Below are 13,141 nucleotides of genomic sequence, written 5' to 3'. Positions count from 1 at the left end.
CGACGGCAGGGGGTGATCACCGTGCGCAACAAGAATTGGTGAGGACGCGTCTCCAGGCCAGTGCACCGATCGCGGCGCACGCGGCACCGATCCCGCCGGCAGCCGCCACTGCCTGCGGCGGAGTCATCAGACCGGCGAGGACGCCACCGCTCAGCACGGCGACCCCCTGAGCGGCGACCAGTCCCGACGCGGCGAATCCGATCGCGCGCCCGCGTTCGCTCGCGGGGGTGGAGCGGACGAACGTGGCTTGCGCCTGGAGCAGGTACGCGGTGCTCGCGGAGCCGGAGAGCGCCCAGAGGGCGAGCGTGGCCGGTAACCCGGGGCCGAGGACGCAGGCGATCAGCGGCAGCCCGGCCGCCACGGCGAGCACCCCGATCAGGCCGTCCCGGACGTCGTCCGGCACGAACCGCACGAACGCCCAGGCCCCGACCACGCTCCCGAGCGGGTCCGCCGCCATCAGCAGCCCGACGGACGCGGGCCCGGTGCCGAGCGAGGCCGCGTAGGGCGCCGCCAGCGCCTCCGGCACGACGTACCACCCGACGGTCCAGGCCAGCAGCACGAGCACCCGCCGCCGAGGATCGCCGAACACCCGGACGACGGCCCGCCCGCCCGCCCCGCTCGTCTCCGTCTCCGCCGCCGCGCCTGCGTCGGTCGCGGTGGGCGGCTCGGTCGCGCTGGACGGGTCGGTCGCCGTAGGCGGGTCGGTCGCGCTGGACGGGTCGGTCGCCGTAGGCGGGTCGGCTCCGGCCGACGGGGCGGCGGCCGGGCGCGGGCGGTCGGCGACACCGGCGCGGATGATCGCGGCCGAGGCGAGGAACGTGACCGCATCGATCAGCAGCGCCACCGAGGGGCTGGCCGCGGCGAGCAGCCCGCCGGCCCCGAAACCGGCCAGCTGCACGGTCTGGCTCGTCACCTGACGGATCGCCAGGCCCCGCTGGTACAACTCCCCGGGCAGCACCTCCGGCAGCAACGCCCCCTGCGCCGCCGTGAACGGCGCCCCCACCAGCACCACGCCGGTGAGCAGGACGCACAACACCCACAGCGGCACCCCCGGCACCGCCATCCCGGCGACCCCGGCCGCCCGCACCAGGTCGGCCGCCACCAGCACGGCCCGCCGCCGGTACCGGTCGGCGGGCCACGACAACAACGCTCCGCCCACGAGCGCGGGCAGGAACGTCAGCGCGTAGGCGAACGCCGCCCACGCCGCCGACCCCGTCCGCCCGTAGACGAGCACCGCCACCGCGACCCGCGCGAGCTGGTCGCCCCCGAGCGACAGCAGCTCCGCCGCCCACAGCGCCCGGAACTCGCCGACGCCGAACACCGCTGACAGCCGCTTCGATGTGAGCCACGCCACGAGGCAACACCCTGCCCCATGGATAGGGTTCCGGTCAGGGCGCGGTGGCGTCCTTCCGGCGTACACGGCGAGGCGAAAATGAGCGCTATCCAGGACATTCCGCTGCGGACGATCACCGGCGGGCAGACGAACTTAGGCGCGTACTCCGGCCAGGTCCTGCTCGTCGTCAACGTCGCCTCGAAGTGCGGTCTCACCCCGCAGTACGAGGGCCTCGAGAAGCTCCACGAGCAGTTCCGCGACCAGGGTTTCTCGGTGCTGGGCTTCCCCGCCAACGACTTCCTGGGCCAGGAGCCGGGCACCGACGAAGAGATCGCCCAGTTCTGCGCCAGCACGTTCGACGTCCAGTTCCCGATGTTCTCGAAGATCGCCGTGACCGGCGACGACAAGCACCCGCTCTACCGCGAGCTCACGTCGGCCGCGCCGCACGCCGAGGGCGAGCCCGAGAAGCAACGCGAGCGGCTCCAGGGCTTCGGCATCGCCACGAACGACGAGCCCGAGATCCTCTGGAACTTCGAGAAGTTCCTGGTCTCCAAGGACGGCGAGGTGGTCGGCCGTTTCGCGCCCAACCTCGACCCCGGAGACGAGCGCCTGTCGGCCGCCGTCGAGCGCGAACTCGCCCGCTGACCCCGGTACGTCACGGACTCGGCCGATCGTCCGGGTCCGTGACGCGGTTAGGGTAGGTCCGTGCGGTTGGCGGTCGGGTGCGCGATGTGGACCCACAAGGCGTGGCCGTGGCACTCGGTGCCGGCCGCGGATCGCCTCCGGGCCTACGCCGGCTCGTGTGACGCGGTCGAGGGCAACACCACGTTCTACGCGACCCCGTCGCCCGTGACCGCGCGGTCCTGGGCCGATCAGGTCGGCCCGGAATTCCGTTTCGTCCCGAAGTTCCCGCGGACCGTCACCCACGACCGCCGCTTCTCCGGCGTCGAGAAGGACGTGCGTGCGTTCCTGGACGCGGTCGAGCCGCTCGGCTCCCGCGCCTGGGCCCTCTGGGTCCAGCTGCCCAGCGCCTTCGCGCCCGCCGACGTCCCGGCGCTCGGCGCCTTCCTGCGCCGGCTGCCGCGCTCCTTCCGGTACGCGGTCGAGGTCCGGCACCCGTCTTTCTTCGAGGACGTGACGGCAGCCGGCGCCCTGGAGCAGGTGCTCACCGCGTCCGGCGCCGAGTGGATCCCGTTCGACACGACCGAATTCTTCCGGACGCCACCCGGCAGCGACGCCGAGCGCGACGCCTGGACCAAGAAGCCCCGGGTGGCCCGGCGGGCGACCGCGCTCACCGACCGGCCGATCGTCCGGTACCTCGGGCGTGACGATCCGGCCCGGACCGTCTCCGGCTGGCAGCCCTGGGCCGAGACCGTCGCCGCCTGGCTGCGTGAGGGCCGTTCGCCGACGGTTTTCGTCCACACGCCCGACAACGCGGACGCCCCGGAACTCGCCCGCCGCTTCCACGCGGACGTCCGGACGAGGGTCCCCGCGCTGGAGCCGCTTCCCCGGCCTGTCGCGGTTCAGCCCGACCCGATCGAGACGCTCCGCTTGTTCTGACGAGGTTCCGCACGCCACTGGACGCCAACGGGGCAACGCCGTAGGTAACTCCCTCGTTAGAGTGATTCCAGCGCAGACGGACAGTGAGCGGAATCCGCGGTGGGCGCCGCCCGGGATCGCGGGCAGGAGGCACGCACCGTGGGAGTCCGGAGCACCCAGCGGTCGACGACGCACTCGGACGAGCTGGTTTTCCTGGACGGCGGCGTGCTCGCCGTACGCCGCACGTTGCGCTACCGGTGCGCACGGTTCGTCATGCGGGGCGCGGTCGACGCCGAGAACGCCGAGTGGCTCGCCGACCTGCTCGTCCGGCCCGGTACCGACCCGTCGATCGACGTCATCACCGTCGATCTGTCCGCGGTGACGTTCTTCGGTGCGGCCGGCCTGCGTTGCCTCAACCGCGCGGCCGGGCACGCGAGCGCACACGGGCGGTGGTTCTCGGTCTGGGATCCGCCGCCGTTCGTCCGCCGGGTGCTCGAGGCGGGCGGCGTGACGCCCGCCTTGTCGGTCGAGTCACCGGCGCTCCGGAGCCCGCCCGCGAACGTCAGCTGACGCGGATGACGGCCCAGGTCGTCTTGCCGTCCGGGGTGGGCAGCGTGCCCCAGCCGGTGGCGAACTCGTCCACCAGGCGCAGACCCTTCCCGGGCAGGCCGGACGCGAGCTCGACGGGCCGCAGGCGCGCGGGCTCGTGAGCGCGGTCACGCACCGCGAGGTGCAGCATCGGCTCGCGGTAGAGGACCGTCACGGTGAACTCCGTCCGGGCGTGGCGCGCCGCGTTGTCGGCCAGCTCGGTCGCGACCACCATCGCCTCGTTCCGGACGCGGTCCAGCCCCCAGGCCGTGCAGGCGTCCGCGACCAAGGCTCGGGCCCGCGCGGCCGCCGAGTCGGTCGGCCGCAGGTGGAGGCGGACGCGTGGCATGCGACCGCCGTCGCGCACGGCGTCGGTGGCGGCCTCGACGGAGGGATGCACCGGGACGAGCATCGGCACCGACGTACGCCCGAGCCCTGCCGCCACCGAGTCGCTCGGGGCGGCGAGCGCCAGCGGGACGGCCGGCCAGCTGGCGGTGCGCTCCAGCACGGCCGGGAACACGGTGAGGAGCACCGGCTGCCGGACCGAGAGGCCGGACAGATCGACGACGACCCCGGCCGGGAAGTCGGCCAGGCACTTGAGCAGCACACCGCGGACGGCGGGCACGCCGCGGAGGCCGAGGAAGCCGGACAGGCGGATCAGCGTGACGGAGCCGTTCTCGCCGGTCTCCCACGCCAGTTCCCCCACGCGGCTAATAGGACTCCGGAAAGGCCCGCCGGGCAAGCCCCCTGGGGTAGGGACCGAACCGGGCAGGCGACGCGGCGGAGGTGTCGGCGACGCTCACCGCGGGGTAGGAGCACACCTACGTGAACCGATGGACGAGGATGTGCCCGTGACCGACCAGACACCCGACGCTGAACTGCCGCTGTACGCGACCTGGGGCTTCACCGACCCGGAATGGGGACTGCTCGTCGGCTTGCCGCAGTCCGTGCTGGTCGCGGCCAGCGCGGCGAGCCCCGACAGCGCCCGCAAGACCCGCGCCGAGGCCGAGGCGGGGGTCGTCGCGATCTCCGACGGACGAGGCTCCGCCAGCCCGCTCGTGGCCGAGATCGCGAGGCAGATCGTCGCCCGGGCCGGTGATCCCGACCTCGGCGAGGAGCCGCCGGTCATCGCACCCGCCGACCCGGTCGCGTACGCGCAGGACGTGGTCGGCCGGGCCGCCGAGGCGAACGCGCTGCTGGTCACCAAGGCCGAGCGGGCGGACGCGGAGACCTACAAGCACTGGCTGGTCGAGATCGCCGAGAGCGTGGTCGGGGCGGCGTCGACCGGGGGACTGCTCGGCCTCGGCGGCGAGACCGTCACCGCGAGTGAGCGCGCTTTCCGGGACGACCTGGCCGAGGCCCTGGCCGACTGAGGCGGGCCGTCCGGGCCGTCCGGGCCGGGGGGCCGCCGGCACCGGATGGGGTACCTTGCGCGCCATGAGCGAACCCGAGACCGACGACGAGCGTGCCCGGCTGGACGATCTGTCCAGCGAACTCGGTGAGGTCCTGCCGGACGATCTCGACGAGGCCGGGGCCGAGAAGCTGATCGCGGAGCTCCAGGACCGGGAGGACCACGGCGAGTCGACCTACACGTCGGAGTGAACGCGAACGAGCCCGGCCGGATCGGCCGGGCTCGTTCGGTGAGGCGGGTCGGACGGGTCAGACCAGGTCGAACCGGTCGAGCTCCATGACCTTCGTCCACGCGGCGACGAAGTCCGCGACGAACTTGTCGCGGGCGTCGTCGCTGGCGTAGACCTCGGCCAGCGCCCGCAGCTGCGAGTTCGACCCGAAGACGAGGTCGACCGCGGTCGCGGTCCACTTCACCTCACCGCTGGCGGCGTCCCGGATCTCGTAGACGTTCTCCTCCGACGAGGCCTTCCACTCCGCGCCGGGCGCGAGCAGGTTGGCGAAGAAGTCGTTGGTGAGCACGCCCGGCTTGTCGGTGAGCACGCCGTGCGCGGTGCCGCCCGCGTTGTTGCCGAGCGCCCGCAAGCCGCCGACCAGCACGGTCAGCTCCGGCGCGGTCAGGTTCAGCAGGTACGCGCGGTCGACGAGCAGCTCCTCGGGACGCAGCTTCTCACCCGACCGCAGGTAGTTGCGGAACCCGTCGGCGCGCGGCTCGAGCACCGCGAACGACTCGGTGTCGGTCTGCTCCTGCGTGGCGTCGGTGCGGCCCGCGTGGAACGGCACGGTGACGTCGACCCCGCCGTCCTTGGCGGCCTTCTCGATCGCGGCCGAACCGGCCAGCACGATCAGGTCGGCGAGCGAGACCTGAGCGCCACCGGCGGCGTTGAACTCGCTCCGGATGCCCTCGAGCTTCTCGATGACCGCGCTGGTGCCGTCGTTCACGGCCCAGCTGCGCTGCGGCTCGAGCCGCAGGCGGGCACCGTTGGCGCCACCGCGCTTGTCGGTGGAGCGGTAGCTCGCGGCCGACGCCCACGCGGTCTGCACGAGCTGCGAGGCGCTCAGGCCGGAGTCGAGCACCGAGCTCTTGAGCGACGCCACGTCGGCGTCGCTGACCGCGGTGCCCTCGGCGGCCGGCACCGGGTCCTGCCAGAGCTGCGGCTCGGCGACCCAGGGGCCGAGGAAGCGGCTGACCGGGCCCATGTCACGGTGCAGCAGCTTGTACCAGGCCTTGGCGAACGCCAGCGCGAACTCGTCCGGGTTCTCCAGGAACCGCTTCGAGATCGGTCCGTAGATCGGGTCGAAGCGCAGCGCCAGGTCGGTGGTGAGCATCGTCGGCAGGTGCTTCTTCGACGGATCGAAGGGGTCCGGGATGATCGCCTCGGCGTCCTTGGCGACGTACTGCTTGGCGCCGGCCGGGCTGGTGCTGAGCTCCCACTCGTAGCCGAAGAGGATCTCGAAGAAGCGGTTGCTCCACTCGGTCGGCTTGTCGGTCCAGGTCAGCTCGAGGCCGGACGTGATCGTGTCGCCGCCCTTGCCGGTGCCGTGGCTGCTCAGCCAGCCCAGGCCCTGGGCCTCGATCGGCGCGCCCTCGGGCTCCGGGCCCACCTGGGCGGGGTCGCCGGCGCCGTGGGTCTTGCCGAACGTGTGGCCGCCGGCGATGAGCGCGACGGTCTCCTCGTCGTTCATCGCCATCCGGCCGAACGTCTCCCGGATGAACGCACCGGCGGCGTTGAAGTCACCGCTGCCGCGCGGGCCCTCGGGGTTGACGTAGATGAGGCCCATCTCGGTGGCGCCGAGGTCGGCGACCATCTCCGAGTCGCCCACGTAGCGGGCCTCGCCCAGCCAGTCGTCCTCCTGGCCCCAGATGATCTCCTCGGGCTCCCAGACGTCGACGCGGCCGAAGCCGAAGCCGTACGTCCTGAAGCCCATCGACTCGAGCGCGACGTTGCCGGCCAGCACCAGCAGGTCGGCCCAGGAGATCTTCTGGCCGTACTTCTGCTTGACCGGCCAGAGCAGGCGGCGGGCCTTGTCGAGGTTGCCGTTGTCGGGCCAGCTGTTGAGCGGCGCGAACCGCTGCGCACCGTCGCCGGCACCGCCGCGGCCGTCGCCGATGCGGTAGGTGCCCGCGGCGTGCCAGCTCAGCCGGATCATCAGGCCGCCGTAGTGACCGAAGTCGGCCGGCCACCAGTCCTGCGACGTGGTGAGGGTCTGGATGATGTCCTGCTTCAGCGCGTCGACGTCCAGCTTCGCGAACTCGGCCGCGTAGCTGAAGTCCTCGCCCAGCGGGTTGCCCTTGGACGAGTGGGCGTGCAGGACCGAGAGGTCGAGCTGGTTGGGCCACCAGTCCTTGTTCGAGCGCGGACGGTGCCCGTGCGGGGTCGGCGCCTTGAGCGCCGGGTTCTCGCTCTCACTACCGCCGTGCTGTCCGTGGTCGACCGGGCAGCCGCCGGCACCTTCTGGGGAACTCATCTGCTTCCTTCCCAACAGCGGATCACTGGGCAATGCGATGCGTCGCACAGTCGGGGCAGAAGCCCCAATAGGCGACTTCCGCCTCGTCGACCACAAAACCATGGTTGTCGGAGGCGGTCAGGCAGGGGGCGTCGCCGACGGCGCAGTCGACGTCTTCGATCGCACCGCACGCGCGGCACACGACGTGGTGGTGGTTGTCTCCCACCCGGGTCTCGTACCGGGCGGTGGCACCGGCCGGCTGGATGCGCCGGATCAGGCCGGCGTCGGTCAACGCGCGGAGCACGTCGTAGACCGCCTGGTGCGAGATCGTCGGGTGCTCCGCACGGGCCAGCGCGATCACCGTGTCGGTGTCGATGTGCGGGTGGTCGCGCAGCACGCCGAGCACGGCCAGACGAGGCCGGGTCACGCGGAGCGAGGCCCCCCGCAGCTGAGCTGCGAAGTCGGACGTCACCGGATGAACATAGCCGCCTTTTCTTGAATAGATCAAGTCTTGCGGCGGGTTTCACCCTGTGTCGGAGGTCGGTGTCAGGCGGTTGACCAGCCTGCTCTCAATCCGGGAGGGGGAGCGCGGACGCGCGCCCGGAGTCGTGGGCTCCGTACACGACGCCGAGGAAGCGTTCGACGGCCTCGGCGCAGGCGTGGGCCCTCGGTGAGCTGAAGATCTCGAACGCGTGCTGGGCACCGGGGAACTCCGCGTAGGCGACCGGCGACGTCGACACCGCCCGGAGCTCGCTCGCGAACTCGCGGGCGGTGGCCACCGGCACCAGCGAGTCGTTCGTCCCGTGCAGGACGAAGAACGGGGGCGCGTCGGGCCGGATCGCGAACCGGGGCGAGGCGCTCCGGTACTCGTCCGGGGCGTCGGCGAGGCTCCGCTTGATCACGGCCCGCTCGATCAGCCGGACCAGCCCGGCGTCGGCGGGGTCGGTCCAGTCGTAGACGCCGTAGAACGGGACGGCGGCCGCCACCGAGGTGTCGACGTCCTCGAACCCGGGCTGCCAGCGCCGGTCCGGCGCGGTGAGCGCGTGCAGCGCGACGAGGTGGCCGCCGGCCGAGCCCCCGGTGATCGCGACGAAGCCCGGGTCGCCGCCGAACTCGGCGATGTTCTCCTTGACCCAGGCCACCGCCCGCTTGACGTCGACGATCATGTCCGGCCAGGTCGCGCGGGGACCGAGCCGGTAGTTGACCGACACGCACACCCAGCCCCGCTCGGTGAGGTGGCTGAGCAGCGGTAACGCCTGTTCGCGCTTGTTGCCGACGGTCCAGGCCCCGCCGTGCACCTGCACCAGTACCGGCGCGGCCCCGTCCAGCGGCAGGTCCGCGCGCCGCCAGACGTCCAGATGGTTACGGAGGCCGGCGGGGCCGTACGGGATGTCGACGTCGAGCGCGTAGCGCCGCCGGACCTGGAACGTGCGTACGACGCCCGGCCGCGGGCCGAGCGGTGCGTCGGGGCCCGGCCGGACCGGGTGCCGCACCCGGCTGCGGTAGTCGAGGCCGAGGGTGCCGGTGAGCGCGTCGTCGAGGATCGCGGGAGCCTCGTCGGACGCGCGGGCGACCGCCACCAGCCCGGCCGCGGCGGCCAGCGAGAGCGCGAGGCCGGCCCGGCCGGTGCGGCTGCGCAGGCCGCCGGCCGCGGCGAGGCCGAGTTGCGGCAGCAGCGTCGTGACCGCGGCCGCGAGCGGCAGCTCGGACGTGAGCGCGCCGGCGGCGAACGAGGGGATGGCCGCGCGGCGCGGTCCGGTGTACGAGCGGAGCGCGTTCGCGGTGTTGAGCACCGACGCCAGGCCGTGGAGGAGCCCGGCGGCCCCGGCGATGCGTCCGGACATGTCGCTCCTCGGGACGGCGGGTCGGTACTCTTCGGTACCGAAGAGTACCGAAGTTCGGGTGGTTAATCCCCGGTGTTCGTGGGAAGCCGTTGGCGCGTGACCATCTGGCCCGGTTCTCCCTATCCCCTCGGCGCTTCGTACGACGGGGGAGGCACCAACTTCGCGTTGTTCTCCGAGGCTGCCGAGCGCGTCGAGCTGTGTCTGTTCGACGACGACGGCACCGAAACCCGGATCGACCTGCCGGAACGGGAAGCACTCGTCTGGCACGGGTACCTGCCCCGGATCGTTCCCGGGCAGAAGTACGGCTACCGGGTGCACGGGCCCTACGACCCGTCCGCCGGCCTGCGCTGCAACCCGAACAAGCTGCTGCTCGACCCGTACGCGAAAGCGATCGACGGGGAGTACCGCTGGGGCCAGGAGCTGTTCTCGTACGACTTCGGCGACCCGGCCTCGTTCAACGACGCCGACTCGGCGGCGGCCGCGATGTACTCGGTCGTGATCAACCCGTTCTTCGACTGGGCCAGCGACCGGCCGCTGCGCATCCCGTACCACGAGACCGTGATCTACGAGGCGCACGTCAAGGGCATGACGGCCCAGCACCCGCGGATCCCGGCGGACGTCCGGGGGACGTACTCGGGGCTGGCCCACCCGGTGATGATCGAGTACCTGCGCGGCCTCGGGGTGACCGCGGTCGAGCTGATGCCGATCCACCAGTTCGTGCACGACAGCGGGCTGCTCGAGCGCGGCCTCTCGAACTACTGGGGCTACAACACGATCGGCTTCTTCGCCCCGCACAACGGCTACGCCTCGTTCAGCGGCCACGGCGGTCAGGTGCAGGAATTCAAGTCGATGGTGAAGGCGCTGCACCGCGCCGGGATCGAGGTCATCCTCGACGTCGTCTACAACCACACCGCCGAGGGCAACCACCTGGGTCCGACGCTCAGTTTCAAGGGCATCGACAACGCGGCCTACTACCGCCTGGTCGACGGCGACCGGCAGCACTACTACGACACGACCGGCACCGGGAACAGCCTCAACGTGCGGCACCACGAGTCGCTCCGGCTGATCATGGACTCGCTGCGGTACTGGGTCACCGAGATGCACGTGGACGGGTTCCGCTTCGACCTCGCGTCGGCGCTGGCCAGGGAGTTCCACTCGGTGGACCGGCTGGCGGCGTTCTTCGACCTGGTCAACCAGGACCCGATCGTCAGCCAGGTGAAGCTCATCGCCGAGCCCTGGGACGTCGGCGACGGCGGGTACCAGGTCGGTGGCTTCCCGCCGCTGTGGACCGAGTGGAACGGCAAGTACCGCGACACCGTACGCGACTTCTGGCGCGGCGAGCCCGGGACGCTCGGCGACTTCGCGTCCCGCTTCGCCGGCTCGTCGGACCTCTACGAGATCGACGGACGGCGGCCGATCGCGTCGATCAACTTCGTCACCGCCCACGACGGGTTCACGCTCACCGACCTGGTCTCCTACAACGAGAAGCACAACGAGGCCAACGGCGAAGACAACAACGACGGCGAGAGCCACAACCGGTCGTGGAACTCCGGGGTCGAGGGCGCCACCGACGACCCGGACGTCGTCGGCCTCCGTGAGCAGCAGAAACGCAACTTCCTGGCGACGCTGCTGCTGTCGCAGGGCGTCCCGATGATCTCGCACGGCGACGAACTGGGACGCACCCAGCAGGGCAACAACAACGTCTACTGCCAGGACAGCGAGCTGTCGTGGGTGGACTGGGAGGACGCCCGGAACAACGAGGTGCTGACCCGGTTCGCCGCGTCGCTGATCCGGCTGCGGGCCGAGCACCCGCTGTTCCGCCGCCGGCGGTTCTTCTCCGGGCAGCCGGTGGGGGACACCGGCCTGGAGGACATCGCCTGGCTGCGCACGGACGGCCGGCCGATGGAGGCCGACGACTGGGGCTCGGACGGCGCCCGGGCGATCGTCGTCTACCTCAACGGCCAGGGGATCCACGAGTCCGACGCCCTGGGCGAGCCGATCGCCGACGACTCGTTCCTGCTGTTGTTCAACCCGTCGGAGACGGCACTGACCTGCACGCTGCCGGGCGAGGAGTACGGGCGGGCCTGGGAGGTGGCAGCCGACACCGCCGATCCGCTGCTCGCCGCGGCCCCGGACCGGGCGGCCGAGCTGAAGGCCGACAGCGAGATCCCGGTGCCCGCGCACAGCATGGCGGTGCTGCGCTGCAAGTACTAATCCAGCTTGATCGGGACGCCGGCCGTGCCGGGGGCGGCGTGCAGCTGCAGCTGGGCGGCGTGGAAGCCCTCGGGCACGGTGAAGACGAGGTCGACGGTGGTGGCCTCGTGCGGTTCGAGCGAGGTGAGCGAGACCTGGCCGGCGACCGTGCGGCTCTCGGTGCTGACGAGTTCCTGGCTCTCGCCGTAGAACGAGACGAACGCGGCCGTGCGGTTGCGGACCGACACGGTCGCGGTGAGCGTGCGCGGCCCGGACGACTTCAGCGAGCGCAGCTGCATCTGCAGGTCGCCGTCGGTGACGGGTTTCGGGTCGCCCTGGGTGGGCTGGATGGTGCGGGTCGCCGCCGGGGGGTCGTCGTCACCGAAGAACCGGATCGCCCCGGTCGTGAGGGCCCATAACGCGAAGATCACCGCGACGAGGACCACCCCGATCACGAGGATGCGGTTCCACGGCGGTACACGGCGATGGGACGGTTCACCAAGACGCGCCACGGCATGTCCTTTCCGACCAGTGCTTCGCGGAATACCCGGCTCGGGTAGCCGATAGTCCTAGAAGTCGAGGACCTCGACGGTGACGGCGACGGTGTCGCCGGCGTCGAGGTCTTCGGCCGTGCGGACCGCCTTCTTGACCGGCAGCACGTACGCGCCGCGCTGCGCGTCCGGGAAGATCGACGTCTTCCAGCTGCTGCCGCCGACCGTGGCGCGGACCCGGACCGCGCCGAAGCCGCGCCGCTGCCCGGCGAAGCGGTGGCGGATCTGCTCCGACGGATCACCCGGCAGGCTGACGAACGTCCAGGTCTCGTCGCGACGGGCGTCCCAGATCCACAGCTCGGCGTCGAAAGTGATCAGCACCTGCCCATCACACCAGGCTCGGCCGTTCCCGGTGCTCGGAACGGGCGCGCGAGCCCGCGGTGGCCGGCATTTATCGCGGTGCGCGGGTGAGCTGCTCGCTGAGCGTCCACAGGCGGGCGGCGGCCCGGTCGTCGCGGGCCAGGACGCTGGGCGTCACCGGGCGGCTCTGGACGAAGTAGGCGCCGGTGACGTCGCCGACCTCCGGCGCGCTCGCCACGTACACCGACGTGCGGGCGCCCGCCGTCGGACCGGGCACGAACCGCAGCCCCACGTTCACCACCGCGCCGAACACCCCGTTGACGTCCCGGCCCAGCGACGTCCGGGCCACTCCCGGGTGCACGCAGTTCGCGGTGACGCCGGTGCCGTTCAGGCGGCGTGCCAGCTCGCGGGTGAACAGGACGTTCGCGAGCTTGGAGAGCGGATAGGCCTGCCTGGCGGCGGCGCCGGTGCCCGCGGCGAGGTCGTCCCAGGGGATCCGGCGGACCTGCCGGTGCGCCGCCGACGCGACCGTGACGACACGGGCCGGCGCGCTGCGCTCCAGCAGATCCTGGAGCAGGGTCGTGAGCAGGAACGGCCCGAGGTGGTTGGTCGCGAACGTCGTCTCGTGCCCGTCCGCGGTCACGCGACGCCCCGTGGCCAGCACGCCGGCGTTGTTCACCAGGACGTCGAGCCGGTCGTAGTTCTTCCCGACCTCGGCCGCCAGCCGGCGCACCTGGTCGAAGTCGGTGAGGTCGGCGGTGAAACCGTGGTCGGCACCGAGCTCCCGGCGGACCGCCTCGGTGCGGGTCTCGTCGCGGCCGACGACGATCACGCGCGCGCCGCGGTCGGCCAGACCGCGCGCGGTCTCCAGGCCGATCCCGCTGGTGGCGCCGGTCACCAAGCAGGTCTTCCCGGTCATCGGTCGCATCGCGCATCCT

14 protein-coding genes are annotated in these 13,141 nt (G+C 72.0%); 6 read left to right on the top strand and 8 right to left on the bottom strand.

Features of this window, described 5'->3' with window-relative positions; all coding sequences use genetic code 11:
- Window positions 1-16 precede the first annotated feature (16 nt).
- Complete coding sequence (locus ACIBZJ_RS02570; RefSeq protein WP_395924674.1) at window positions 17-1,354, bottom strand: MFS transporter; 1,338 nt, start codon at window positions 1,352-1,354, stop codon at window positions 17-19.
- Window positions 1,355-1,432: 78 nt separating this feature from the next.
- Here ACIBZJ_RS02570 and ACIBZJ_RS02565 point away from each other — a divergent pair, with 78 nt between their 5' ends.
- The 3 genes from ACIBZJ_RS02565 (at window position 1,433) to ACIBZJ_RS02555 (ending at window position 3,442) form a co-directional block, all read left to right on the top strand.
- Window positions 1,433-1,978, top strand: coding sequence for a glutathione peroxidase (locus ACIBZJ_RS02565; protein WP_395924672.1), 546 nt, complete (start codon window positions 1,433-1,435; stop codon window positions 1,976-1,978).
- A gap of 60 nt (window positions 1,979-2,038) precedes the next feature.
- Window positions 2,039-2,893, top strand: coding sequence for a DUF72 domain-containing protein (locus tag ACIBZJ_RS02560; protein WP_395924670.1), 855 nt, complete (start codon window positions 2,039-2,041; stop codon window positions 2,891-2,893).
- Window positions 2,894-3,031: 138 nt separating this feature from the next.
- Complete coding sequence (locus ACIBZJ_RS02555) at window positions 3,032-3,442, top strand: STAS domain-containing protein (RefSeq protein WP_395924668.1); 411 nt, start codon at window positions 3,032-3,034, stop codon at window positions 3,440-3,442.
- Here the strand turns inward: ACIBZJ_RS02555 and ACIBZJ_RS02550 are convergent.
- On the bottom strand, window positions 3,435-4,166 hold the full coding sequence (locus ACIBZJ_RS02550) for an ATP-binding protein (RefSeq protein ID WP_395924666.1): 732 nt from the start codon (window positions 4,164-4,166) through the stop codon (window positions 3,435-3,437). The genes ACIBZJ_RS02555 and ACIBZJ_RS02550 overlap by 8 nt on opposite strands.
- Window positions 4,167-4,311: 145 nt before the next feature.
- Between ACIBZJ_RS02550 and ACIBZJ_RS02545 the strand changes: the two genes are divergently transcribed.
- Together ACIBZJ_RS02545 and ACIBZJ_RS02540 are read left to right on the top strand one after the other, a co-directional pair.
- A complete protein-coding gene (locus ACIBZJ_RS02545; protein ID WP_395924664.1) occupies window positions 4,312-4,833 on the top strand; it encodes a hypothetical protein in 522 nt (173 codons plus the stop codon).
- A gap of 64 nt (window positions 4,834-4,897) precedes the next feature.
- On the top strand, window positions 4,898-5,062 hold the full coding sequence (locus ACIBZJ_RS02540) for a hypothetical protein (protein WP_395924662.1): 165 nt from the start codon (window positions 4,898-4,900) through the stop codon (window positions 5,060-5,062).
- Between the two features lie 57 nt (window positions 5,063-5,119).
- On the opposite strand, the gene katG is transcribed toward ACIBZJ_RS02540, so the two are convergent.
- The 3 genes from katG to ACIBZJ_RS02525 form a co-directional block, all read right to left on the bottom strand.
- Window positions 5,120-7,336: a catalase/peroxidase HPI gene (katG, locus tag ACIBZJ_RS02535; protein ID WP_395924660.1), complete on the bottom strand. Its 2,217-nt coding sequence runs from the start codon at window positions 7,334-7,336 to the stop codon at window positions 5,120-5,122.
- 22 nt (window positions 7,337-7,358) lie between these two features.
- On the bottom strand, window positions 7,359-7,787 hold the full coding sequence (locus tag ACIBZJ_RS02530; RefSeq protein ID WP_395924658.1) for a Fur family transcriptional regulator: 429 nt from the start codon (window positions 7,785-7,787) through the stop codon (window positions 7,359-7,361).
- Between the two features lie 97 nt (window positions 7,788-7,884).
- On the bottom strand, window positions 7,885-9,159 hold the full coding sequence (locus ACIBZJ_RS02525; RefSeq protein ID WP_395924656.1) for an alpha/beta hydrolase fold domain-containing protein: 1,275 nt from the start codon (window positions 9,157-9,159) through the stop codon (window positions 7,885-7,887).
- Window positions 9,160-9,255: 96 nt separating this feature from the next.
- Between ACIBZJ_RS02525 and glgX the strand changes: the two genes are divergently transcribed.
- Window positions 9,256-11,373 (top strand): glycogen debranching protein GlgX, encoded by a 2,118-nt coding sequence (glgX, locus tag ACIBZJ_RS02520; RefSeq protein WP_395924654.1) that lies wholly within the window; start codon window positions 9,256-9,258, stop codon window positions 11,371-11,373.
- Here the strand turns inward: glgX and ACIBZJ_RS02515 are convergent.
- The 3 genes from ACIBZJ_RS02515 to ACIBZJ_RS02505 all read right to left on the bottom strand — a co-directional run bounded on the left by ACIBZJ_RS02515 (window position 11,370) and on the right by ACIBZJ_RS02505 (window position 13,131).
- Window positions 11,370-11,807, bottom strand: a complete 438-nt coding sequence (locus ACIBZJ_RS02515) for a hypothetical protein (protein ID WP_395924652.1) — start codon at window positions 11,805-11,807, stop codon at window positions 11,370-11,372. The genes glgX and ACIBZJ_RS02515 overlap by 4 nt on opposite strands.
- A gap of 114 nt (window positions 11,808-11,921) precedes the next feature.
- Window positions 11,922-12,224, bottom strand: a complete 303-nt coding sequence (locus tag ACIBZJ_RS02510) for a DUF1905 domain-containing protein (protein ID WP_395924650.1) — start codon at window positions 12,222-12,224, stop codon at window positions 11,922-11,924.
- 70 nt (window positions 12,225-12,294) lie between these two features.
- Window positions 12,295-13,131: an SDR family oxidoreductase gene (locus ACIBZJ_RS02505; protein WP_395924648.1), complete on the bottom strand. Its 837-nt coding sequence runs from the start codon at window positions 13,129-13,131 to the stop codon at window positions 12,295-12,297.
- Window positions 13,132-13,141: the final 10 nt, after the last annotated feature.

Origin of the sequence: Cryptosporangium sp. NPDC051539 (assembly GCF_044454545.1) — a bacterium.
Taxonomy (GTDB): Bacteria; Actinomycetota; Actinomycetes; order Mycobacteriales; family Cryptosporangiaceae; genus Cryptosporangium.
This window is presented reverse-complemented; position numbering and strand designations above follow the sequence as displayed.